The sequence below is a fragment of the Enterobacter sp. genome (assembly GCF_977039595.1).
The window spans coordinates 18,284-41,283 of the sequence record NZ_CDRQYH010000009.1 but is presented as its reverse complement, the minus strand read 5'-3'; the positions used below and the strand labels follow the sequence as shown (position 1 = coordinate 41,283).

The window sequence follows — 23,000 nt, the reverse complement described above, 5'->3', positions numbered from 1 at the left end:
ACTACGAAAGTTAACCGAACGGATTGTTAATGATTAGCTTCAAACTATTGTTATCAGTTATATGATAACCAAAGCAAACGCAGCATCTCAGGACGAAACATGGCAAACCTCTATGACCTTAAAAAATTCGATCTTAATCTGTTAGTCATTTTTGAGTGTATTTACCAACACCTTAGTATCAGTAAAGCCGCCGAGACGCTGTATATCACGCCCTCTGCCGTGAGCCAGTCACTGCAACGCCTGAGAGGACAACTTAACGATCCTCTGTTTATCCGTTCCGGAAAAGGGATCACGCCCACGACCGTCGGCGTCAATTTGCATTATCATCTGGAACAGAACCTGAACCAGCTAGAGCAGACTATCAATATCATGCACAGCAGCGGGTTGAAGAAGAATTTTGTCATTTATTGCCCGCAGTTTATGAGTACGAAAGCAACCCTTGATCCTATAAAACTGCTCATGAATAACCATAACTATTCGATTGAATTACATGATGTTTTTCCTTCTCCTGATTCAGCGGAAGATCTCCTGGCCTACAGAAGGGCGGACTTGATATTCTCGTATTCCTCTTCTAACAGTCATTCTGTCGCCTGTAGCCTCTACCATAAACTTCCTTTCGTTCTCGTTTGTCGGGAGGGTCACCCCCGTCTCGGTGAAAATCCTACACGTGAAGAAATTCTGAATGAAAACTTCACCGCCTGCCTGAACGGTGAGAACAGCTTCAAAGGCTATCAGAACAAGGCCGATAACCTGTTATTCGAAAGAAATATCGTCTATCGTAGCGACTCTTTTATATCCCTTCTGTCGATGATCGGTTCATCCGATCTCATAGGTTTAGTACCCACGTCGGCCTTCGAACAATATGGGCCCGCCCTCAATCTGCGCAAAGTGGAAACAGACATTCATTTCCCCAGCATTGATATTTACATGATGTATAATCGTTCTGCACTCAATAGCTCGGCATTCGCCAGTTTTATTGGAGAAATATCATCACCATGAATATTGATGTAGTTTTCGCACCAAATGGGAAACATACTGCAAAACATACACCACCGTTATAGAACTACGCGACATGACCGTCATATATCCATTTAATTGTTGACTGATATAATCCTCTCTTTAGTTTTGACGCTACAGTCTGGTATTTATTCCTCAGGATGAGAATAAACATGTCAATTTATAAATACCCTTTAAACCAGGATGTTCTTACTGCTGCTCGGGAACGAATAAAATGGACTCTCGAAAATTTTCCCAGAACCTGTGTTTCTTTTTCAGGTGGAAAAGACTCCACCGTCATGCTGCATCTGGTTGCCCAACAGGCGCGACAGATGAAAGTCAAAATAGATGTGCTCTTTATTGACTGGGAGGCGCAGTTTTCCCATACCATTAACCATGTGCAACATATGCGAGAATTGTACAGCGATGTCATTAACCATTTCTGGTGGGTCGCGCTTCCCCTGACAACGCAAAATTCACTGTCGCAATTCCAGCCGGAATGGCAATGCTGGGAACCCGGCACCCAATGGGTCCGCCAGCCTCCCGGCGATGCGATAACCGATCCCGCTTTTTTTCCTTTCTACCAGCCTGGCATGACGTTTGAAACCTTTGTCCGCAGTTTCTGCGACTGGTTCTCTCGCAATCGCCCGGCGGCGGTACTGATTGGCATCCGCGCCGATGAGTCTTACAACCGTTTCCTGGCTATTGCATCGGCGCGTAAGCAGCGGTTTGCCGACGATAAACCCTGGACTACCGTCGCACCGGGAGGACATGCCTGGTATATCTATCCTCTCTACGACTGGAAAACCGCCGATATATGGACCTGGTTCGCCAAATCAGGTTGTTGCTATAACCCACTTTATGACCTGATGTTTCAGGCTGGCGTGCCGCTACGCTACATGCGTATTTGTGAACCCTTTGGCCCAGAACAGCGCCAGGGACTATGGCTCTACCACGTTGTTGAGCCCGATCGCTGGGCGGCCATGTGCGAGCGCGTGAGCGGTGCACGCAGCGGAGGAATGTACGCCGGACACGATAATCATTTTTATGGTCACCGAAAAATTTTGAAACCCGAACACCTCTGCTGGCGCGAATATGCCATGTTGCTCCTCGAAAGCATGCCGCAAAATACGGCTGAGCATTACCGCAATAAAATCGCCATTTATCTGCACTGGTATCAGAAGAGAGGCATGAAGGATATTCCCGATACCCAGGACGGTGATATCGGAGCCAAAGACATTCCCTCATGGCGCCGTATTTGCAAGGTTCTCCTGAATAACGACTACTGGTGCAGGGCGCTATCGTTCAGCCCGAATAAACCCAAACATTATCAGCGCTACAGCGACAGAATGAAGGCTAAACGCAAGGAGTGGGGCATATTATGCGACAAAGACTAATCACCGAGATGGAAACGTACCTTCAGTCACTTTCAGAAGAGGACCGCATTAACGCAATAAATGCTTTTCGTGAGGCGATCCATAAACACAGTCCGTTTCGCGAGCAACCGATAGACTGCGTCCTCTGGATAAGACAGGACGCTATTACCGCTAACGATTACAACCCCAATAACGTTGCTCCACCAGAAAAACGACTGCTCAGTAAGTCGCTGGAACTCGATGGATTCACCCAACCTATCGTTGTGACAGAAAGTGAACCGCAACACTACGAAATCGTGGATGGTTTTCATCGCCATGAAATCGGTAAAAATCGGGCGGCGTTGAAGCGTCAGCTTAAGGGTTATCTCCCCGTCACCTGCCTGCGTCGGGATCGGCAGGATAAACATAACCGTATGGCCGCAACCATTCGCCACAATCGGGCGCGGGGTCGACACCAGATTAACGCCATGTCGGAAATCGTTCGCGAGCTGGCGCTGCTTGGCTGGAATGATGAGAAAATAGGCAAGGAGCTGGGAATGGACAGCGATGAAGTCTTGCGCCTCAAGCAAATCAACGGCCTGCTGGAGCTCTTTGCAGACCGCCGTTACTCAGAAGCCTGGACAGTGAAATAATCAGAGCGTGTTCAGGCGCTCTGCCGCCGCCAGCAGCGTCGATTCCTGCTTCGCAAAGCAAAGACGGATCAGCTTATGCGGGAAGGGATCGGCGCAGAACACCGACAGCGGAATGGCGGCCACGCCGACCTCTTTCGTCAGCCACTGGCAGAAACTCACGTCGTCCAGCTCCGATATCGCGCTGTAGTCGGCGAGCAGGAAATAGGTCCCTTCTGAGGGCAAAATTTCCAGACGGCTTTTGCTTAATGCCGTCACAAACAGATCCCGACGTTCACGATAGAAGTGCGGCAGCTCGCGGTAATGTCCGGGCTCAGCGCGCAGCATATCCGCCAGCGCCAGCTGGGCCGGCGTGTTCACGGCAAAGGTCAGGTACTGGTGCACCTTGCGCAGCTCAGCGCTGATAGCCGCCGGTGCGACGCAGTAGCCCACTTTCCAGCCGGTCATATGGTAGGTCTTACCAAACGAAGAGACGGCGATAGCACGCTCGCGAAGCTGCGGATGGGCCAGCACGCTGGCGTGTCCCTCTTCAGCAAAGCAAATGTGCTCATAGACCTCATCGCTCAGCACGTAAATTTCGCGTTCCGCAATTGCCTGCCACAGCGCGGCGAAATCGGCTTTCTGCCACACCGTCGCCGACGGATTGTGCGGGGTATTCAGGATCACCAGGCGGGTTTTGTCGCTCAGCAGCGCAGCAAACGCCTGCCAGTCAGGGCGGAAATGCGGCGGCTGGAGCGCCACGCGTTTCACCACGCCGCCGGAGAGTTCAACCGCAGGCGCATAGCTGTCGTAGCTCGGATCAAAGCAGATGACTTCATCGCCCGTACGCACCAGCGCGGTGATGGCGGCATACAGCGCTTCGGTCGCCCCTGCCGTCACCGTAATGTCGCTGTTCGCATCGGGCTTATAGCCATACAGCTCCGCCGTTTTATCCGCAATGGCTTCCCGCAGCGCCTGCACGCCCGTCATCGGTGCATACTGATTTGCCCCCTGCGCCACGTGGTACGCGAGACGCTCCTGCAGATACGTCGGGCCATCGAAATCCGGGAACCCCTGAGAAAGGTTAATGGCGTTGTGCTTTTGTGCCAGAGCGCTCATCTGCGTAAAGATGGTGGTACCGAGATTGGGAAGTTTACTCTGCGGAATCAATGCGTTATTGCTCATTGTGTCGTGCCTGCCTGTAATACTTATGTTGCTGCCACTATAACACGATGTTAGTCTTTGGCAATCAAGACGCTTAGACGTCTAAACCATATGAATATTCCTGGCCGAGAGGGTAAAAGGAAATGAGAGATAACCTGCAACTCACGCATCTGGTCGACGCCTGCCGCTGGATTGGTGCCAAAGGCTGGGCCCCCGCCACCGGCGGCAATATGTCGGTGCGTCAGGACGAACATCTGTGCTGGCTCAGCGAATCCGGAAAGGACAAAGGCAGCCTCACCACCGATGACTTCCTGCAGGTCGAGATTGCCACCAATCGCGCCCCGTCCGGTCGTAAACCGTCGGCGGAGACCGGGCTGCACACCCTTATCTATCGTCTGTTTCCTGAAGCCAACGCCGTCCTTCACGTTCACACGGTTAACGCCACGGTGCTGTCCCGTCTGGTCAAAGAAGCCGAGCTCAACATCAGCGGCTTTGAGATGCAAAAATCCCTCACCGGGCAGACCACGCATATGGACACGGTGGCTATCCCGATCTTTGATAACGACCAGGATATCGACGCCCTCGCCTCCCGAATCGCCCATTACGCAGAGGAACGCCCGCTTAATTATGGTTTTCTTCTGCGCGGTCATGGCTTAACCTGCTGGGGACGCGACGTGGCCGAGGCCCGCCGTCATCTGGAAGGGCTAGAATTCTTATTTGAATGCGAAATGCGTTTACGACAACTGGAGAGAATATGATTCGCGCGATTGTGACGGATATTGAAGGGACCACCAGCGATATTCGTTTTGTCCATAACGTTTTGTTCCCCTACGCGCGTGAGCGGCTGGCGGCCTTCGTGACCGCGCAGCAGTACGCCGAGCCGGTCAAATCCATTCTGGACAACCTGCGTGATGAAATCGATAACCCGCACGCCAGCGTCGGCGAACTTATCGACGCTCTGTTTGCCTTTATGGACGAAGACCGCAAATCGACCGCGCTCAAAGCCCTGCAGGGGATCATCTGGCACGACGGCTACGTTAACGGCGATTTTACCGGACACCTCTACCCCGACGTGCTGCCTGCGCTGGAAAAGTGGAAAGCGCAAGGGATTGATCTCTATGTTTATTCCTCTGGCTCCGTCGCCGCGCAGAAACTGTTATTTGGCTACAGCGACGAAGGTGATATTACTCATCTGTTCAGCGGCTATTTTGATACCCACATCGGCGCCAAGCGCGAGGTGCAGTCTTATCAGAACATCGCGGCGCAAACGGGCATTGCCCCGTCGCAGATCCTGTTCCTGTCCGATATTCATCAGGAGCTGGATGCGGCTGAACAGGCAGGTTTTCGTACCCTGCAGCTGATTCGCGGTGATGATGACGGCGCAAGCCACCACCATCAGGTCCACCAGTTTGACGAGATTAACCCGGAGCAGATCCCTTCATGAGCGCATTGACCATTTATTCCGACAAAGACGCCAGTCAACACCAGTGGCACAGTACCGACGCCGCCGAGATTGCCCAACAGCTCAACGCGAAAGGCGTTCGGTTTGAACGCTGGGCTGCGGATCGCGATTTAGGACACGATCCCGCCCCTGAAGCCGTGATCGAGGCGTATCAACATGCGATCGACAAACTGGTGGCGGAAAAAGGCTACCAGAGCTGGGACGTGATCAGCCTGCGCGCCGACAATCCGCAGAAAGATGCGCTGCGCGCGAAGTTCCTGAACGAACACACCCACGGCGAAGACGAAGTGCGCTTTTTCGTGGAAGGCGCGGGGCTGTTCTGCCTGCACATTGGCGATGAGGTGTATCAGGTGCTGTGCGAGAAAAACGACCTGATCTCCGTCCCCGCGGGCACGCCGCACTGGTTTGATATGGGCTCAGAGCCGAACTTTACCGCCATTCGTATTTTCGATAACCCGGAAGGCTGGGTGGCCCAGTTTACCGGTGATGCCATCGCGGATGCGTATCCACGCCTGGCATGATCTTTTCTCCCTCTCCCTGTGGGAGAGGGTAGGAGTGAGGGCATCCGCGCGCGTTACACCTTCAATCCCTTCACATATCCCACCAGCTGATCCAGCACAATCCCCCATCCTTCGTGGAAGCCCATCTGTTCATGCTGCTCGCGGATCTCCTTCGTCGGATGACGCGCAATCGCCGTATAGCGGGTCTTCCCCTCCCCGACATCTTCCAGCAATAAAATCGCCGTCATAAACGGCTTCTCGGCCGGTTTCCAGCCTTCGGTATAGCCGTCGGTAAAGACCAGCTTTTTACCGGGATCGATTTCCAGGAAGACGCCCCGGTTATCCATCCGCTGACCGTCCACCTCAAACACGGTGTTGAACCGCCCGCCCACGCGGAGGTCGAGGTCGCATTCGGTCACCTTATGGGGAGCAGGAATGAAGAAGTTTTTGATGTGTTCCGGCCTAGTCCAGCAGAGCCAAAGCAGGTCGCGCGGTGCATCCACCACGCGCTCCAGTTTTAAGTCAGTTTCAGGATCGAGCGTCACGATGTTGTCCTCTTAAGGGAGCCCCTTAAAGGATAGCCGGACTCAGGCAAATTTCCCTTCCGCAACCTCTTCCGGCGTGACCACGCCCGTATCCAGCACCCAGCCGCTAATCAGCGAGGCTGGCGTAACGTCAAACGCCGGGTTGTAGACCTGCGCGTTTTCCGGCGCCCACTGAACCGCGCCAAAGCTTCCGGCGACGCCCGTCACCTCGCTGGCGGCACGCTGCTCAATCGGGATCGCGTCACCGTTCGGGCAGTCCGGATCGAGGGTCGTTTGCGGCGCGGCCACATAGAACGGAATGCAGTGGAATTTTGCCAGCACCGCCAGGGAGTAGGTGCCGATTTTGTTCGCCACGTCGCCGTTAGCCGCAATGCGGTCTGCGCCCACCCACACGGCGTCTACCTGCCCTTTCGCCATCAGGCTGGCGGCCATGGAGTCGGTAATCAGCTGATACGGCACGCCCAGCTCGCCCAGTTCCCAGGCGGTTAATCTTCCCCCCTGCAGCAGCGGGCGGGTTTCATCGACCCAGACGTTGCTGACGTTGCCTTCCCGGTGCGCGCGAGCAATGACCCCAAGCGCCGTACCGACCCCCGCCGTTGCCAGTCCGCCGGTGTTGCAGTGGGTCAGCAGGCGGCTGCCGGGCTTCACCAGCGCGCTGCCCGCTTTCGCAATGGCATCACAGAGTCGTTTATCTTCATCAATCAGGCGCAGCGCCTCCGACACCAGCGCCGGAACATACTCTTCCTGCCACAGCGCAATCTTCATGCGGTCGAGATTGTTCATCAGGTTCACCGCCGTCGGGCGGGACGCGCGCAGGGTTTTCAGCGCAACCGCCAGCTCGTCACGGTTTTTGCCGTTTTCCGCCAGCAGCGCCAGCAGCAGGCTTGCAGAGAGACCAATCAGCGGCGCGCCGCGCACGCGCAGGGCGTGGATATGCCCAACCAGCGCCTCTACGGTCGAGGCATCCAGCCAGCGTTTCTCCTGCGGGAGGGCCTGCTGGTCGAGAATAAAGAGCTGATTATTCGCCACCCGCAGGCTGGTCGTCTGTAATGTCTGCATGTCGTTAATTCCCTGTTGCGTTGTTGTAGCACATTGTGTCAGGATGAAATCCAGATGTATAGACGTCTACATGTCTTAATTTAAAAACTCGTGAGGAGCAGGCCATGTCGCAATACCGTACCTTTACCGCTCAGGATGCCGTGGAGTATGCCAGGCAGTTTGGCGGACTTGACGATCCTTCATCGCTGGTAGAGGCGCAGGAGATTGGCGACGGCAACCTCAATCTGGTCTTTAAAATTTTCGACAGCGCGGGCGTGAGCCGCATCGTCGTTAAGCAGGCGCTACCCTACGTGCGCTGCGTCGGCGAGTCCTGGCCGCTGACTCTGGACCGCGCCCGTCTGGAGGCGCAAACCCTGGTCGAGCACTACCGGCACAGCCCGCAGCACACCGTGAAAATCCACCACTTCGATCCGGAGCTGGCGGTGATGGTGATGGAAGATCTCTCCAGCCATCGCATCTGGCGCGGCGAGCTGATCAAAAATAATTATTACCCGCTGGCGGCGCGCCAGCTGGGTGAATACCTCGCGCACGCGCTGTTCCACACCAGCGATTTCTACCTGCACCCGCACGAGAAAAAAGCGCAGGTGGCGAAATTCATCAACCCGGAGATGTGCGAGATCACCGAAGATCTGTTCTTCAACGATCCGTACCAGATCCACGAGCGCAACAGCTACCCGGCCGAGCTGGAAAATGACGTCGCGTCCCTGCGCGACGACGCCCAGCTGAAAATAGCCGTGGCCTCCCTGAAGCACCGCTTCTTCTCGCACGCCGAAGCGCTCCTGCACGGCGATATTCACAGCGGGTCGATTTTTGTGGCGCACGGCAGCCTGAAGGCCATCGACGCCGAGTTTGGCTACTTTGGCCCGATTGGCTTTGACGTCGGTACCGCCATCGGCAACCTGCTGCTGAACTTCTGCGGCCTGCCGGGGCACCTGGGCATTCGCGATGCCGCCGCCGCGCGCGAGCAGCGCCTGACCGATATTCAGGAGCTGTGGAACACCTTCGCGGAACGCTTCCAGGCACAGGCACACGAGAAAACGCGCGACGCCGCGCTCGGCGCGCCGGGTTACGCCTCCGCGTTCCTGAAAAAGGTCTGGCATGACGCCATCGGCTTCTGCGGCACCGAACTCATTCGCCGCAGCGTCGGGCTTTCCCACGTCGCGGATATCGACACCATTCAGGACGAGGCCATGCGACACGAATGCCTGCGCCACGCGATAACGCTCGGTAAAGCGCTGATTGTGATTGCCGACCGCATCGACAGCGTGGAAGATCTGGTGGCGCGGGTGCGGCAGTACAGTTGATTTTCTCCCTCTCCCTGTGGGAGAGGGCCGGGGTGAGGGCATCAAACCGCGCTTACCCCAAATACTCAATCACCGACAGCCCGCCGTTATAATCCGTGCTGTAGATAATTCCCTGCGCATCCACAAACACGTCACACGACTGGATCACCTGCGGGCGATTCGGACGGGTATCCATCATTTTCTCCGGTGCTGCAGGCACCAGCGCCCCCGTTTCAACCGGTCGATACGGATTGGAAATGTCATACGCGCGCACGCCCGCGTTCTGATACGTCGCAAAGATCAGCGTTGAGCTGACAAAGCTCCCCGGCCGGTTCTCGTGCAGGTTGTGTGGCCCGAAATGCGCCCCTTTCGCCACGTAGTCGGTTTCATCCGGCTGCGGGAAGGTCGAGATGCTTACCGGATTCGACGGCTCGCGGATATCAAACAGCCAGATCAGCTTCTCACCGTCTTCCTGGTTATCGAGCACCGCTTCGTCCAGCACCACCAGCAGATCGCGGTCGGGCAGCGGCAGCGCGGTGTGCGTGCCGCCGCCAAACGGCGGGCTCCAGTTACGGTGGCTAATGAGCTTAGGCTGGGTACGATCCTTCACGTCCAGCAGCGTCAGGCCGCCGTCGCGCCAGCTGCCGTACGCGGTATCGCCTGCAATAATCGCATGGTGCAGCGCGTAGCGTTTCCCTTCCGGCCAGTTCGGCTTCTCACCTTTGGCCTGGTTCATGCCCGGCAGCCACCAGCGCCCTGCCACCTCAGGCTTACGCGGGTCGGCCAGGTCGATCGTCAAAAAGATGTAGTCGGTAAAGCCGTCGATCAGCGCCGACACGTACGCCCAGCGTCCGCCGATGTACCAGATGCGGTGGATGCCGATACCGCTCAGCGACAGAAAACCGATTTCGCGCGGCTTGTCCGGCGTGGAGATATCAAAAACGCGAAGCCCCGCGCTCCAGCCTTTGTCCTGCACGTCGCTGACGGTCTCGCCCACCTGCCGGGTGTAGTAGACCTTCTCGTCGGCAAAACGCGCATCGGCAAAAAGATCCCGCGCGTTGATGACCAGCAGGAGATCGTCATGCGCCTGCAGATGCACGTTCCAGGTGCCCGGCGGCGCGGGCACGTAGCCTGCCGCTTTCGGGTTTTTCGGGTCGCGCACGTCGACAATCGAAAAGCCCTGCGACACCATATGGCCGATATAGGCGAAACCGCGATGCACCATCAGCTGCACGCCGTCCGGGCGACCACCCTGATCGCTATGGCCAATCAGCCGCATATTGCGGCTGTATTCGGGCGTAGGGAGCTCGCTCATTTATTTTTCGCTTCCAGCGTCGCAAACCACGGCGCAATGAAATCTTCCGTCTGGCCCCAGCCCGGAATGATTTTCCCGAGTGACGCCACGTTCACCGCACCCGGCTGGGCGGTCAGCAGCGCCTGCGGAATTGCCGCCGCCTTAAAATCGTAGGTCGCTGGCGTCGCTTCCCCGGCAATCTTGTTCGCCACCAGACGCACGTTGGTCGCGCCAATCAGCTTCGGATCCACCGCCACGCTCACCTTCCACGGGCTGCCCGGCTCGCGCATCAGCTGCAGATCCTGGTTAGAGATGTCGATGCTGTAGAGCTTAATCTCGGTGCGGCCGTTCTCTTTCAGCGCCTTATATGCGCCCTGGCTGAAGGCGTCCCAGGTTCCCCAGATGGCATCGATTTTGCCTTTCGGGTATTTAGCGAGGATTGCACCCACCTTGTTGGCGGTGTCGCCCTGCACGTCGGAAGAGACCGCGCCGATAGACTCCAGCTCTTTAATGTCCGGATACTGTTTTTGCAGCTCTTTATAGGCCCCCTGACGACGCTCCATCGGCGGGAAGCCCGCCACCCATAGCTTGACGATATTGGCCTTGCCGTTGAAATCTTTCGCCAGCTGGCCGAAGGAGAGGTTAGTCAGGGAGGCATCATCCTGCTGGGTAACGGTCACGCCAGGGATCTCGCCGTTAACGGCGGTATCAAACACCGCGACCTTAATCCCGGCGTCCACCGCCTTCTTCACCAGCGCGGTGGAGTACGGATCGCGGCCCTGAGAAAGGATAATCCCGTCGTACTTCTGGCTTATGGCCTGGTTCACGAAGTCCTGGAATTTGGCGTCGTCGCCGTTGCTTAAAAAGGTGCTGACCTTAAAGCCGAGCTTCTTCCCTTCCTGAATGGCCCCGGCAATAAACTGTGTGGTGTTGTCGTCTGAGCCGAGGTTACGGATCACCGCGATGCGGATCGGGCCGTCATGGTTGGCAATGGCCGCCGGAAGCGGTGCAGGCGTGACCGCAAAGCCAGGCAGAGCGGTGAATAACCCTAATGCCACCAAAGAGAGTGCAATCTTTTTCATTTTTTATCCCGTTGTGTTGTCAGCGTTTTTGTATGTAGGTAATCGCCAGCGCTACCGCGAGCACCAGCCCTTTTATAATGTCCATGGCGTAATACGGCACGGAGAGCATCACCAGCCCGTTCGACAGCACGCCGAGAATCACCGCCCCGACCAGGGTCCCCAGCGCGTTCGGCTTGCCGGACCCGGCCAGCGAGAAGCCAATCCACGCCGCCGCTACCGCATCCATCAGATAACCGCCGCCCGCGTTTACCTGCGACGACCCGATGCGCGAGGCCAGCAAAATCCCGCCCAGGCCCGCCAGCAGGGAGGCAATCACGTAGGCCGCCACCTTGTAGCGGGTGGTGCGAATGCCGGAGAGACGCGCCGCTTCCGGGTTACCGCCAATGGCGTACATCCGGCGTCCATGAGTGGTGAGCGACAGCCCCAGCTGTGCCAGCACGGTCACCACCAGCATAACGATCACGATGGTCGGCACCTGTCCCAGCAGGCTGAACGTCGCCGGAATAGTCCCTTCCGCCATATCGCCGCTCGGCAGCACCATGTTTTCGGTAATCGACCCGCCGTAGCTGTAGGTCATCGCCACGCCCTGGATCACAAACAGGCTGGCCAGCGTCGCGAGCATGTCCGGAATGCGCAGGATGACGATCAGAAAGGCGTTAAACAGCCCCACCAGCGTGCAGAGCGCGAGGGTAATCAGAATCGACTCGGTGGTGCCGAAGCCGTGCCAGACGAAAAGGGAAATCACCAGCGCGTTCGCCAGCGACGCGGTAGACCCCACGGAGAGATCGAATCCGCCGATGGTCAGCGAAATCGACACGCCTATGGCAATCACCGTCACGATGGCAATCGAGCGCAGAATGTTGATGATGTTGTTCGGATCGAGGAAGCTGTCCGACGCCAGGCCAAAGACGGCCACCAGCGCGACGACGGTCAGCAACATGCCCCACCTGTAGAGAAAATCGAAAATCTGCTGACGGCCAGACGCCGTCGCGTTTACTGAAAGGGCCTTGCTCACGACGCCGTTCCTCCGGTTGAATAATAAAGTAATGTCTCTTCACGGGCCTCGGTCCCGGCGATTTCCGCCACGATGCGCCCGTCCCACAGGACGCAGATGCGGTCGCACAGCCCGACCAGCTCGGCAAATTCGCCGGAGGCGTAAATCACCCCTTTGCCCTCGCGCGCCAGGCCGTCAATCAGCTGGAAAAGATCGGTTTTGGCCTTCACGTCCACGCCTTTGGTCGGCTCGTCGAAGATCAGCACGCTCGCGTCATTGCGCAGCCACTTGCCGATAGCCACCTTCTGCTGGTTACCGCCGGAGAGACGTCGCAAAACCTGCCCGGGACCGCGGGCGCGAACGCCGACGCGGGCGATCACCTCCTCCGCCCAGCGCCACGCCTGACGATGACCGAACAGGCTCCAGCGCGAGAAGCTGTTATCGGCGCAGACGGCAAGGTTCATGCTCACAGGCTCGTCGATAAAAATACCCTCTTTGCGCCGCTCTTCCGGCACCAGCGCCAGCCCGCGCAGCACCGAGTCCGCCGGGTCGCGCGGCTGCCAGGGCTGTTGATTCAGCTCACCGCGCGCCACGCGGCTTTTGCTGGCGCCAAACAGCGCCTTACAGAGTTCGGTTTTTCCCGCCCCCGCCAGCCCGGCAATACCAAGAATTTCGCCCTTGCGCAGGTGCAGGGAGATATCTTTCAGCAGCGCGTCGTCGTGCAGACCTTCTACCCGCAGGAGCGTCTCTTCGCCGTGCGGCGGCCGCGCGGGCGGATAGATATCGCTCAGCACGTGGCCGAGCATCTTCTCGACGATCGCTTCTCCGCTAAGATCGGCCATCGGTCCGGACTCAATCAGCTTGCCGTCGCGCAGCACCGTCAGGGTGTCGCAGATGGCCTTCAGCTCGTGAATGCGGTGGGAGATAAACACCACGCCGATGCCCTGCTGCTTTAAGCGTCTGACTACCGCAAACAGGCGCTCGCTCTCGTGCGCGTCCAGCGGCGCGGTGGGCTCATCAAGAATCAAAAAACGGCAGTGGTGGGATAGCGCCCGCGCCAGCAAAATCTGCTGCTTTTCGGCAAGCGTGCAGCTATCGATGGAACGGCGTACGTCCAGAGAAACATCCAGCTGCGCCAGCGCCTGTCTCGCCAGCTGACGGATCGCGCCCCAGCTGAAGCGATACCCCGGCTGCGCCAGCTGGTCGAGCATGATGTTCTCGGCGATGCTTAACCCCGGGATCAGGGCCACGTCCACCTCCTGCTGCACAAGGTGGATCCCCAGCCGTTTGGCATCGAGCGGTTCGCGGATGCTTACCGGCTGGTTGTTAATGCTGATCTCACCCTCATAGTGGTCGTGCGTCCCGCACAGCACCGCCATCAGCGTCGATTTTCCCGCGCCGTTGGCGCCGGTCAGCGCGTGTACGGAGCCGCCGGATAAGGTGAAATTCACGCGCGACAGCGCCTGAAAGCCGGAAAAGGCCAGGCTGATACCGCGCATTTCAAGGCGACTGGAAACCATCCGCGTAAATCCTTCATTACTCTTCTGATTTATCGAATTTTTCACAGCTCCGGTTGACTGACAACGACGGAAAAGGCATAAGTTAAAGCGAAATATTATTAGCCATCCGGATGTCCAGACATAACATCGGGTTAGCGCTTCCCAAAAAGGACACCATCATGAGCAACACCGATATCCGCGTCGTGCCTGGCCCGGCGAACTACTTCTCTCATTCCGGAAGCCTTGCGCATCTGAATGACTTCTTTACCCCTGAACAGCTTTCCCGCGCGGTGTGGATCTACGGCGAGCGCGCGATCGAAGGCGCGCGCCCTTTCCTGCCGGAGAGCTTTAATGCGCCGGGGGCGAAACACCTGCTGTTTAAAGGCCACTGCAGCGAGCGCGACGTCACCGATCTGGTGAATGAATCCGGCAGCGACGCCAGCGTGGTGATTGGCGTTGGCGGCGGCGCGGTGCTCGATGCCGTCAAGGCCGTGGCGCGCCGCTTAGGGGTGCCGTTCGTGGGCATCCCCACTATTGCCGCCACCTGCGCGGCGTGGACCCCGCTCTCCGTCTGGTACAATGATGCCGGTCAGGCGCTGCATTTTGAGATCTTCGAAGACGCCAACTTCCTGGTGCTGGTGGAGCCGCAGATCGTCCTTAACGCCCCGGCGGAGTATCTGCTGGCGGGCATCGGCGATACGCTGGCGAAGTGGTATGAAGCGGTAGTGCTCGCCCCGCAGCCTGAAAAGCTGCCGCTGACCGTGCGGCTGGGCATCAACGGCGCGCTGGCTATCCGCGACGTGCTGCTGGAGCACAGTGAGGAAGCCCTGGCTGACCAGCAGCGCGGTGAACAGACGCAGGCGTTCCGGGACGTGGTGGATGCGATTATCGCAGGCGGCGGGATGGTCGGCGGTCTGGGCGAACGCTATACCCGCGTGGCGGCGGCGCATGCGGTGCACAACGGTTTGACCGTGCTGCCGCAGACGGAAAAATACCTCCACGGCACCAAGGTGGCCTACGGTATTCTGGTGCAGAGCGCGCTGCTCGGCCAGGACGACGTGCTGGCACAGCTGGTCTCGGCGTATCGGCGTTTTAACCTGCCGACCACGCTTCGCGCGCTGGAGGTCGATATTAACAACCGAGAGGAGCTGGATAAGGTGATTGCCCACACCCTGCGTCCGGTGGAGTCAATTCATTATCTGCCGGTGACGTTAACGCCTGAGGTTCTGCGCGCGGCGTTTGAGAAGGTGGAATACTTCAGCCGTTAATCTCCCTGACCGTCTATACCTAATGATGATTCTTACCACTCTCGTAACGAGGTCATCATGCAGATCGATTTAACAGGTAAAAAGGCGCTGGTTACCGGTGCCAGCCGCGGGTTGGGTCGGGCTATTGCACTGTCGCTGGCGCGCGCCGGTGCGGATGTGATTATTACGTATGAAAAATCTGCCGATAAAGCCCAGGCGGTCGCCAATGAGATTAAGGCGCTGGGACGACACGGCGAAGCCGTGCAGGCGGACAGCGCCAGCGCGCAGGCGATTCAGGATGCCGTCACCCATGCGGCGCGTTCCCTTGGCGGGCTGGATATTCTGGTCAACAACGCCGGGATCGCGCGCGGCGGCCCGCTGGAATCCATGACCCTGGCGGACATCGACGCGCTCATCAACGTCAACATTCGCGGCGTGGTGATCGCCATTCAGGAAGCGCTGGTGCACATGTCTGACGGCGGGCGCATTATCAACATCGGCAGCTGTCTGGCCAACCGCGTGGCGATGCCGGGTATTGCCGTTTACTCGATGACCAAGTCTGCCCTCAACTCCCTCACCCGCGGCCTGGCGCGCGATCTGGGGCCGCGCGGTATTACCGTTAACCTTGTCCACCCCGGCCCCACCAACAGCGATATGAATCCGGAAGACGGCGAACAGGCGGAAGCCCAGCGCCAGATGATCGCCGTCGGCCACTACGGCCAGCCGGAAGACATCGCGGCGGCGGTCACGTTTCTTGCCAGCCCAGCCGCCGGGCAGATCTCCGGTACCGGCCTGGATGTGGACGGCGGGTTGAACGCCTGATCGCAATCACCCTGCAAGCCTCTGTCGCCAGGCAGAGGCCTTCTCGAGCCGCCTCGACGGTTTGCGTTTTGCCTCTTACCTGTATTTTTTCTCCGCTCTACAGTACCCCATAAGAAATTCGGAATTTATCTAATAGCCTTATTATTTCCTTATATTTTGTGTGGGCGTACAGTGGAGGTACGGATGAAGATTGTCTGGTCAAAGAATGCAAAGAAAGAGTTTTCCAAAATCGATGGCCGATATCAGCGAAGAATCAAAGCAAAACTTGCTGAGCTGGGCGATCGCTCAGCTCCCCGGCCCGATATCAAAAAAAAATCGGCAACAGAAAATCATTTTCGGCTACGCGTTGGCGATTACCGCATTCTGATTACACTTCGGGACGATCCCGATAACCATTGTTATGTTTTGGCCGTCAAGCGCAGAACATCAACGACCTACCTTCACGAGGAGAAAGCCCCCTATGGCTGTTCAGCTAATTAAGGACGATGACGGAAAAGCGCAGTACGCCGTTATTCCCTATGATGAATACTTTCGTATGTGCTTACAGATGGCAGAAATTGACGACGAAACCGACGATGATCTAGAGGATATTGAAGTCGAACACGATTGTTATGATGACGTAGGATTACCTGGTGAAGTATGCGACGTCATGCATAACGAGAACGTCAGCCTGCAGGCCGCGTGGCGTATCCTGCGCGGGCTATCCCAGCAGGAGGTGGCGGAGAAACTCGGCATCAGCCAGTCCGCCGTGTCACAACTGGAAGCGCTGGACTCCCGTCCGCAAAAGCGCACCCGCGAAAAGCTGGCGGCGATCTACGGCTGTAAGCAGGAGCAGATCAGCCTCTATTTACCGAAAGAGGGTTAACAGCACTTCGCCCCGCCCTTGCCGCCGTAGCGGGCGTCCTGGCGGTCACGGAAAAATTCTTCGTAGGTCATTGGCGTCTGGTCCGGATGATTGACGCGCATATGCTCGACGTAGTTGTCGTAGTCCGGCACGCCAATCATCATTTTTGCGGCCTGGCCCAGGTACTTACCTGCTTTGGATAGAGTGTCGAACATAGGTCATTTCTCGTTTGTTTCCCTCACCCCGCCCCTCTTCCAAAGGGAGAGGCCGGATAAGAAATGTAGGCCGGGTAAGGCGAAGCCGCCACCCGGCACACAGGTTAATGCGCCCCTTTCGCCTGGGTCACAATCTCTTCCAGGTTTTCAGGCATCGGCTCGTACGGCGTCTCTTTCGCCGTTGGCTTATCGTTTTTCAACGCCGCCAGCGCGGTCCTGAGAGAATACAACGCCAGCACCACGACCACCACCATAAAGAAGATGGTTAGCCCGGCGTCCAGACGGTTGTTAAACACCAGCTGCGACAGCTGCGATTCGGTGTACTGTGCCGGGATCTTGCCGCTGTCGATCATCGCCTGGAACTTGTTGGCAATCGCCAGGAAGCCCACCTTATTATCCGGGCTGAAGGCTTTCTGCCAGCCCGCCGTCAGGGTACAGATAAGCAGCCACGCGGTTGGCACCAGCGCCACCCAGGCGTAACGCTGGCGCTTCATCTTGAACAGCACCACCGCGCAGAGCATCAGCGCCATGCCCGCCAGCATCTGGTTGGCGATACCGAACAGCGGCCACAGGGTGTTAATCCCACCCAGCGGATCGACCACGCCCTGATGCAGGAAATACCCCCACGCCAGCACGCACAGCGCCGTCGCCAGTAGGTTAGCCGGGAGCGAATCGGTCCGCTTCAGGTTCGGGGAGATGACGCCCAGCAGATCCTGCAGCATAAAGCGCGCCGCACGGGTTCCCGCATCCACCGCCGTCAGGATAAACAGCGCTTCAAACAGGATGGCGAAGTGATACCAGAACGACACATCCATCAGCCCGCCCAGCGCGCCGTGAAGAATATACGCCATGCCGACCGCCAGCGTCGGCGCGCCGCCTGCACGGGAGATAATCGACTGCTCGCCCACTTCGCTGGCGATGCTCGTCAACGTATCAGGGGTGATCGCAAAGCCCCAGCCGCTCACCACCTGCGCGGCAGACGCTACCACGTCAACGGTGCCGGCCGGGGCCAGGACCGCCATCGGGCTGTTCATTGCGAAATACACGCCCGGGTCGATAATGCAGGCGGAGACCAGCGCCATAATGGCCACGAAGGACTCCATCAGCATACCGCCGTAGCCGATCAGGCAGGCCTGATTTTCATTCGCCAGCATCTTCGGCGTGGTACCGGAGGCAATCAGAGCGTGGAAGCCCGACACCGCACCGCAGGCGATGGTGATAAACAGGAACGGGAAGAGATTGCCGGTCCAGACCGGGCCGGTACCGTCGATGAATTTGGTTAACGCCGGCATGGTCAGCGTTGGGCGCATAATCAGAATACCGATCGCCAGCCCGACGATAGTGCCGATTTTCAGGAAGGTAGAGAGGTAGTCACGCGGGGCCAGCAGCAACCATACTGGCAGCACCGCCGCCACAAAGCCGTAGCCCACCAGCATCCAGGTCAGCTGTACGCCGGTAAAGTCGAAGAAAGGCGCCCAGGTCGGGCTTTCCGCCACCCAGCCGCCGGAGATAATGGCGAACACGAGCAACACCAGGCCAATCACCGACACTTCACCAATGCGGCCCGGACGCAGGTAGCGGATATAGATCCCCATAAACAGCGCCAGCGGAATGGTGAAGGCAACGGTATACGTTCCCCAAGGGCTGTGGGTCAGCGCTTTCACCACGATCATCGCCAGCACCGCGAGGATGATGACCATGATCATAAAGGTCGCCACCAGCGCAATCACCCCGGCGGTCGCGCCCATCTCCTCTTTCACCAGCTCACCCAGCGAACGTCCGTCGCGGCGGGTGGAGACGAACAGCACCATAAAGTCCTGCACCGCGCCTGCCAGCACCACGCCCGCCAGGATCCAGATCATCCCCGGCAGGTAGCCCATTTGCGCCGCCAGCACCGGCCCCACCAGCGGGCCTGCCCCGGCAATCGCCGCAAAATGGTGACCGAACAGCACTTTCTTATCGGTCGGCACGTAGTCCAGACCGTCGTTATGGCGAACGGCAGGCGTCATGCGCGTTGCGTCAACGCCCAGGACGTTCTTCGCGATATAGCGGCCATAAAAACGATAGGCGATCAGGTAAACGCAGACCGAGGCGACGACGATCCAGAGCGCATTGATCTGTTCCCCCCGGTTGAGGGCGATATAGCCCAGGGCAAAGGCTCCCACAACGGAGAGCCCTGCCCATGTAAGGTATTTCCCTGAGTTGTTCATAGTTGTTGTCCGTTGTTGTGAAACAGTGAGATGTTACATTTTGTTTCTAGAACAACCGGAAAAATTTAACAACTTTGAAACGCAATAATGCGTGGTCAAACCAGAGATTTACACCACAGTGTTAAGCCGATCACTTTGATCTGCCTGGGCTAGCCCAGCACCATCGTACTTAACCGGCAGGTGCAGCACCGCCGCCCCTGCTCGTCGAAGACCACAATCTCCCAGCTCTGGCTTGAACGCCCAAGATGCAGCGGCTGACACACGCCGCGAACCGTGCCGTGGGATACCGCCCGATGATGCGTGGCGTTCAGCTCCGTTCCCACCACGCTCTGCCCGTCGCGGGTCATCAGAAATCCGGCAATTGAGCCGAGCGTTTCCGCCAGCGCCGCCGAGGCCCCGCCGTGGAGCAGGCCAAACGGCTGATGGGTGCGCGCATCCACCGGCATCTCCGCTTCCAGCGTGTCGTCCCCGAGGCGGGTATAGACGATGCCCAGGTTCGCCACCAGGGTATTCACGCTGGTGGCGTTCAGTTCCTCAAGCGATAAATGACGTTTCCAGATCATTTACGCCCCCAGCGTGGAGCCGCCGTCCACCACGATATCCTGCAGGGTGATGTGGCTGGCGGCATCGGAGGCAAGGAACAGCACGGTCGCAGCTATCTCCTGCGGGCGGGCAATTTTGCCCAGCGGAATGCCGAGCTTAAACTGCTCGCCGAAGCCGCGGATGCGCTGCTGCTCCGCGTCGTCGCTTTTCCACAGGGTGCGCTGCATATCGGTATCCGTTGAGCCCGGCGACACCAGATTACAGCGCACGCCGCTGCCCGCCAGCTCCAGCCCGACGGTCAGGGACAGGCTTTTCAGCGCTGCTTTCGATGCGCCGTAGGCGCTCATGCCGATGCGCGGCGTGTGCGCCACGTCGGACGCCACGGTGACTATCGCCCCGCCCTGCTGGCGGCGAAACTGGCCCATCGTCTGCTGGAAAAGGTTGAACGCGCCGCCGACGTTGACCGCGAAGGTATGCTGCCAGTCATCCTGCGAGAGCTGGTCCGTCGCTCCCATGCGCAGAATGCCCGCGGCGTTGACCAGCACGTCCAGCCGTTCGAGCGAAGCCAGCGCGCGCCCGCACACCTCATGTACCTGTGCGGCATCCGCCACGTCCAGCGTTTCGGTGGCAAACGGATAATCATCCTGCGGGAAGGCCAGATCGAATCCGGTCACCTGCGCGCCTGCTTCGGCAAACGCCAGTGCAGTCGCGTAGCCAATCCCCTTCCCCGCGCCCGTCACCCAGACTGTTTTGCCGGTAAAATCGAATCCCGCCATTACTTCACCTCGCGGGAAAGCAGCGCCCACCAGGCGTCGAGAGTGGGATTTTTTGCCAGCATCACGAAGTCGATATCGCCGTGCACTTTGCGCCAGCGGGCGGCCAGCGCCATCATGCGCACTGAATCCAGGCCGTAGTCGATCAGGTTTTCGTCATCCATCGGCTCGTCGGACTCGTCCAGCAGCGGAAGGATCAGCTCGCGCAGCGCGGTTTTCGAGGCTGGAACGGACGGCAGCAGCTCGTCGGTCATCACCACGCGGCCAGAACGTCCGGCCACGTAGTTCAGGGACATCAGGTGCTCGTCACGGGTGAAATCCGCCAGCGCGTCGGCAATAAAGAACGGCTTAATGTCGCGCATAAAGGCGTCGGTGGCGGTGGTCATGCAGCCGATGTGAGCGTACACGCCGGTAATCAGCAGCTGGTTGCGGTCCGTCTCTTTCAGCATCTGCTCCAGGGGCGAGCGGTGAAACGCGCTGTAGCGCCACTTCACCAGCACCGTGTCCGCTTCGTCCGGGGTCAGCTCAGCGACGATGCACTGCTGCTCCGGCGAGCGGGTCAGGCCCGGCCCCCACATGTCGTTCAGCAGGGCGCGGTCTTCATCGCTCTGCTCTTTTGGCTGCGCGGTGTAGTAAACCGGGATATTGTGTTCTTTGCAGTACGCGCGCAGTTTAGCGATGTTCGCTACTACCTGCTGCATCATCGCGCTATTTTCGCCCCAGAAGTTCAGGAAGTACTCCTGCATATCGTGGATCAACAGCGCGGCGCGCTCCGGTTCAAACGCCCAGTTCACCTTGTTGGTCGGCAACTCTGCGGCGGTTGGCAGCGCGTAAGCGGTTAATTTAGGGATGGCCATACTCTGTTCCTCAGCCCCGGGCGCGTTCAGCAAGCCACAGGCGCAACTGTTTCTTATCGACTTTGCCGACCGGCGTCAGCGGGAGCGCATCCACGCTCTCCACGCGGTCCGGCAGCTTGAATTCGGCAACGCCCTGCTCGCGCAGGAAGCGACGTACCTCGACCGCGCGCAGGGGCTGTTTCACCACCAGATACGCGCAGCTCTTCTCGCCCAGCAGACTGTCCTCCATGCTCACCAGCGCGGCGTGGATCACCGACTCATGGCGCAGCAGCAGGTTTTCAATCTCTTCGGCTGCGATCTTCTCCCCACCACGGTTGATCTGATCTTTCTCACGACCCTGCACGGTGATGTAGCCCTGCTCGTCGATGGCGATCAGATCCCCGGAGCAGTAAAAGCCGTCGGCGTCGAAGGCGCTGGCATTGTGTTCCGGACTGTTGAAATAGCCGCGGAAGGTATACGGACCCCGCGTCATCAGCCGTCCGACTTCCCCGCGCGGCAGCGGGTTGCCGTGCTCGTCAGCCACCCACACTTCGTCGTCCGGGCACATCGGGCGGCCCTGAGTGTTGATGATGCGCTCCGGCGCATCGTCGAGCGTGGTATAGTTCACCAGCCCTTCCGCCATGCCGAACACCTGCTGAAGCTGGCAGCCGATTTCCGCCGGAATGCGCGCCGCGAGCGTGGCGGAGAGGCGCGCGCCGCCCACCAGCAACAGCTTCAGGGTCTTAAGCTGCGCATTGCCCGCACCGTCGGCAATCGCCTGCAGCCAGAGGCTCACCGCCGGCGGCACCAGCGAGGTGACGTTAATCTGATGTCGTTCAATCAGCGGGAAGCAGAGCGTGGCGCTCGGATCGTTCGCCAGCACCACGCAGCCGCCCGCGGTGAAGACGCCTAACGATCCCGGCGAGCTCATGGCGTAGTTGTGCGCCGCGGGCAGCGCATTCAGGTAACGCGTTTCGGCGGTAATGCCGCAGATCTCGTTGCTGCGGCGGATGCTGTAGTCGTAGTCGTTGTGCGTGCGCGGGATCAGCTTCGGCGTGCCGGTGCTGCCGCCGGAGAGCTGGAAGAAGGCCACTTCGTCGGCAGGCGTCGGGTTCGGGATGAAGTTGTCGGCCGGACGGGCCATCGCCGCTTCCAGGGCATGTTCACCCTTATCGCCGCGCAGCAGCACGACGCGAACCGAACGGTGTTCATCCACGAAAGCGTTGAGGAAGTCATCGCCCGCAAACAGCGCGTGGTCGCGATCGGCGATCAGCACGGCGGGGTTGATCTGCGCCGCGTAGGCGTTCAGCTCGCTGCGCTGGTGGCTAAAGAGCGCGTTGACCGGCGCGACGCCGATTTGCAGCAGCGCGAAGAAGGTGATGTAGAACTCGGCCACGTTGCCGAGCTGCACCAGCGCGGTCTCGCCGCGGTGCAGCCCTCGCCCCTGAAGGGCTGAGGCCAGGTTGTTTACGGCCTGATTCAGCGCGCGGTAGGTGATGTGCCGCTCGCCGTCAATTATCGCCACGGCATCGCTGTCCGCGCGATCCGTCAGGATGTGGGTCAACGGCAGATCCTGCCAGTAGCCTTTTTCACGGTAGCGGCGGGCAAATGCCTCAGGCCAGCGGGTAAAGGGAATGGTCATGAGTCT

24 protein-coding genes are annotated in these 23,000 nt (G+C 58.6%); 11 read left to right on the top strand and 13 right to left on the bottom strand.

Translation table 11 applies throughout. The features are described from left to right. The first annotated feature begins 99 nt into the window (after nt 1–99). The 3 genes from citR to ACWYRJ_RS04890 all read left to right on the top strand — a co-directional run bounded on the left by citR (nt 100) and on the right by ACWYRJ_RS04890 (nt 3,004). Nucleotides 100–999 carry a DNA-binding transcriptional repressor CitR gene (citR, locus tag ACWYRJ_RS04900; RefSeq protein WP_455507501.1) on the top strand — a complete coding sequence of 300 codons (900 nt, stop codon included), beginning with the start codon at nt 100–102 and terminating at the stop codon, nt 997–999. Between the two features lie 170 nt (nt 1,000–1,169). Next, the gene (locus ACWYRJ_RS04895) at nt 1,170–2,393 is read left to right on the top strand and encodes a phosphoadenosine phosphosulfate reductase (protein WP_111964408.1); all 1,224 of its coding nucleotides are present in this window, start codon (nt 1,170–1,172) and stop codon (nt 2,391–2,393) included. After that, nucleotides 2,378–3,004 carry an IbrB-like domain-containing protein gene (locus ACWYRJ_RS04890; protein ID WP_455507500.1) on the top strand — a complete coding sequence of 209 codons (627 nt, stop codon included), beginning with the start codon at nt 2,378–2,380 and terminating at the stop codon, nt 3,002–3,004. The genes ACWYRJ_RS04895 and ACWYRJ_RS04890 overlap by 16 nt, the downstream gene beginning before the upstream one ends. On the opposite strand, the gene ACWYRJ_RS04885 is transcribed toward ACWYRJ_RS04890, so the two are convergent. Further along, nucleotides 3,005–4,165: a pyridoxal phosphate-dependent aminotransferase gene (locus ACWYRJ_RS04885; protein WP_111964410.1), complete on the bottom strand. Its 1,161-nt coding sequence runs from the start codon at nt 4,163–4,165 to the stop codon at nt 3,005–3,007. 122 nt (nt 4,166–4,287) lie between these two features. Here ACWYRJ_RS04885 and ACWYRJ_RS04880 point away from each other — a divergent pair, with 122 nt between their 5' ends. From ACWYRJ_RS04880 to ACWYRJ_RS04870, 3 genes are read left to right on the top strand one after another with little or no spacing between them, the layout of a single operon-like run. Next, complete coding sequence (locus ACWYRJ_RS04880) at nt 4,288–4,902, top strand: methylthioribulose 1-phosphate dehydratase (protein WP_115874478.1); 615 nt, start codon at nt 4,288–4,290, stop codon at nt 4,900–4,902. Then, nucleotides 4,899–5,588, top strand: a complete 690-nt coding sequence (gene mtnC / locus ACWYRJ_RS04875; protein WP_149366036.1) for an acireductone synthase — start codon at nt 4,899–4,901, stop codon at nt 5,586–5,588. Before ACWYRJ_RS04880 ends, mtnC begins: the two co-directional genes overlap by 4 nt. Next, on the top strand, nt 5,585–6,127 hold the full coding sequence (locus ACWYRJ_RS04870; RefSeq protein WP_023293046.1) for a 1,2-dihydroxy-3-keto-5-methylthiopentene dioxygenase: 543 nt from the start codon (nt 5,585–5,587) through the stop codon (nt 6,125–6,127). The genes mtnC and ACWYRJ_RS04870 overlap by 4 nt, the downstream gene beginning before the upstream one ends. Nucleotides 6,128–6,180: 53 nt before the next feature. Here the strand turns inward: ACWYRJ_RS04870 and ACWYRJ_RS04865 are convergent, their stop codons facing one another. Both ACWYRJ_RS04865 and mtnA read right to left on the bottom strand, forming a co-directional pair. Beyond that, a complete protein-coding gene (locus tag ACWYRJ_RS04865; protein ID WP_111964413.1) occupies nt 6,181–6,651 on the bottom strand; it encodes an SRPBCC family protein in 471 nt (156 codons plus the stop codon). A 42-nt stretch (nt 6,652–6,693) separates the two neighbouring features. Then, nucleotides 6,694–7,710 carry an S-methyl-5-thioribose-1-phosphate isomerase gene (gene mtnA, locus ACWYRJ_RS04860; protein ID WP_455507499.1) on the bottom strand — a complete coding sequence of 339 codons (1,017 nt, stop codon included), beginning with the start codon at nt 7,708–7,710 and terminating at the stop codon, nt 6,694–6,696. Between the two features lie 104 nt (nt 7,711–7,814). On the opposite strand from mtnA, the gene mtnK reads away from it, so the two are divergent. Continuing rightward, a complete protein-coding gene (gene mtnK, locus ACWYRJ_RS04855) occupies nt 7,815–9,014 on the top strand; it encodes an S-methyl-5-thioribose kinase (RefSeq protein ID WP_455507498.1) in 1,200 nt (399 codons plus the stop codon). Nucleotides 9,015–9,066: 52 nt separating this feature from the next. Here mtnK and ACWYRJ_RS04850 read toward each other — a convergent pair whose 3' ends face one another. From ACWYRJ_RS04850 to ACWYRJ_RS04835, 4 genes are read right to left on the bottom strand one after another with little or no spacing between them, the layout of a single operon-like run. After that, nucleotides 9,067–10,308, bottom strand: a complete 1,242-nt coding sequence (locus ACWYRJ_RS04850) for an LVIVD repeat-containing protein (protein ID WP_149366039.1) — start codon at nt 10,306–10,308, stop codon at nt 9,067–9,069. After that, on the bottom strand, nt 10,305–11,369 hold the full coding sequence (locus ACWYRJ_RS04845; RefSeq protein ID WP_455507497.1) for a sugar ABC transporter substrate-binding protein: 1,065 nt from the start codon (nt 11,367–11,369) through the stop codon (nt 10,305–10,307). Before ACWYRJ_RS04845 ends, ACWYRJ_RS04850 begins: the two co-directional genes overlap by 4 nt. Nucleotides 11,370–11,388: 19 nt before the next feature. Continuing rightward, the gene (locus tag ACWYRJ_RS04840; RefSeq protein ID WP_115874471.1) at nt 11,389–12,384 is read right to left on the bottom strand and encodes an ABC transporter permease; all 996 of its coding nucleotides are present in this window, start codon (nt 12,382–12,384) and stop codon (nt 11,389–11,391) included. Beyond that, on the bottom strand, nt 12,381–13,883 hold the full coding sequence (locus ACWYRJ_RS04835; RefSeq protein ID WP_455507496.1) for a sugar ABC transporter ATP-binding protein: 1,503 nt from the start codon (nt 13,881–13,883) through the stop codon (nt 12,381–12,383). The genes ACWYRJ_RS04840 and ACWYRJ_RS04835 overlap by 4 nt, the downstream gene beginning before the upstream one ends. A gap of 158 nt (nt 13,884–14,041) precedes the next feature. On the opposite strand from ACWYRJ_RS04835, the gene ACWYRJ_RS04830 reads away from it, so the two are divergent. The 4 genes from ACWYRJ_RS04830 to ACWYRJ_RS04815 all read left to right on the top strand — a co-directional run bounded on the left by ACWYRJ_RS04830 (nt 14,042) and on the right by ACWYRJ_RS04815 (nt 16,796). Continuing rightward, nucleotides 14,042–15,130: an oxidoreductase gene (locus tag ACWYRJ_RS04830; protein ID WP_455507495.1), complete on the top strand. Its 1,089-nt coding sequence runs from the start codon at nt 14,042–14,044 to the stop codon at nt 15,128–15,130. Nucleotides 15,131–15,187: 57 nt separating this feature from the next. After that, the gene (locus ACWYRJ_RS04825; protein ID WP_223581551.1) at nt 15,188–15,931 is read left to right on the top strand and encodes an SDR family NAD(P)-dependent oxidoreductase; all 744 of its coding nucleotides are present in this window, start codon (nt 15,188–15,190) and stop codon (nt 15,929–15,931) included. 183 nt (nt 15,932–16,114) lie between these two features. Further along, nucleotides 16,115–16,411 (top strand): type II toxin-antitoxin system RelE family toxin, encoded by a 297-nt coding sequence (locus ACWYRJ_RS04820; RefSeq protein ID WP_149366043.1) that lies wholly within the window; start codon nt 16,115–16,117, stop codon nt 16,409–16,411. Further along, nucleotides 16,392–16,796, top strand: a complete 405-nt coding sequence (locus ACWYRJ_RS04815; protein ID WP_115874467.1) for a helix-turn-helix domain-containing protein — start codon at nt 16,392–16,394, stop codon at nt 16,794–16,796. The genes ACWYRJ_RS04820 and ACWYRJ_RS04815 overlap by 20 nt, the downstream gene beginning before the upstream one ends. Here the strand turns inward: ACWYRJ_RS04815 and ACWYRJ_RS04810 are convergent. The 6 genes from ACWYRJ_RS04810 to entE form a co-directional block, all read right to left on the bottom strand. Then, a complete protein-coding gene (locus ACWYRJ_RS04810) occupies nt 16,793–16,990 on the bottom strand; it encodes a YbdD/YjiX family protein (protein WP_006809671.1) in 198 nt (65 codons plus the stop codon). The genes ACWYRJ_RS04815 and ACWYRJ_RS04810 overlap by 4 nt on opposite strands. Nucleotides 16,991–17,094: 104 nt before the next feature. Beyond that, nucleotides 17,095–19,200 carry a pyruvate/proton symporter CstA gene (gene cstA / locus ACWYRJ_RS04805; RefSeq protein ID WP_111964422.1) on the bottom strand — a complete coding sequence of 702 codons (2,106 nt, stop codon included), beginning with the start codon at nt 19,198–19,200 and terminating at the stop codon, nt 17,095–17,097. A gap of 149 nt (nt 19,201–19,349) precedes the next feature. Beyond that, the gene (gene entH, locus ACWYRJ_RS04800; RefSeq protein WP_455507494.1) at nt 19,350–19,763 is read right to left on the bottom strand and encodes a proofreading thioesterase EntH; all 414 of its coding nucleotides are present in this window, start codon (nt 19,761–19,763) and stop codon (nt 19,350–19,352) included. Next, complete coding sequence (gene entA, locus ACWYRJ_RS04795; protein WP_455507493.1) at nt 19,764–20,519, bottom strand: 2,3-dihydro-2,3-dihydroxybenzoate dehydrogenase EntA; 756 nt, start codon at nt 20,517–20,519, stop codon at nt 19,764–19,766. It lies immediately after the preceding gene. Next, nucleotides 20,519–21,373 carry an isochorismatase family protein gene (locus ACWYRJ_RS04790; RefSeq protein WP_455507492.1) on the bottom strand — a complete coding sequence of 285 codons (855 nt, stop codon included), beginning with the start codon at nt 21,371–21,373 and terminating at the stop codon, nt 20,519–20,521. Before ACWYRJ_RS04790 ends, entA begins: the two co-directional genes overlap by 1 nt. 10 nt (nt 21,374–21,383) lie before the next feature. Beyond that, on the bottom strand, nt 21,384–22,994 hold the full coding sequence (entE, locus tag ACWYRJ_RS04785) for a (2,3-dihydroxybenzoyl)adenylate synthase EntE (RefSeq protein WP_455507491.1): 1,611 nt from the start codon (nt 22,992–22,994) through the stop codon (nt 21,384–21,386). Nucleotides 22,995–23,000 lie beyond the last annotated feature (6 nt).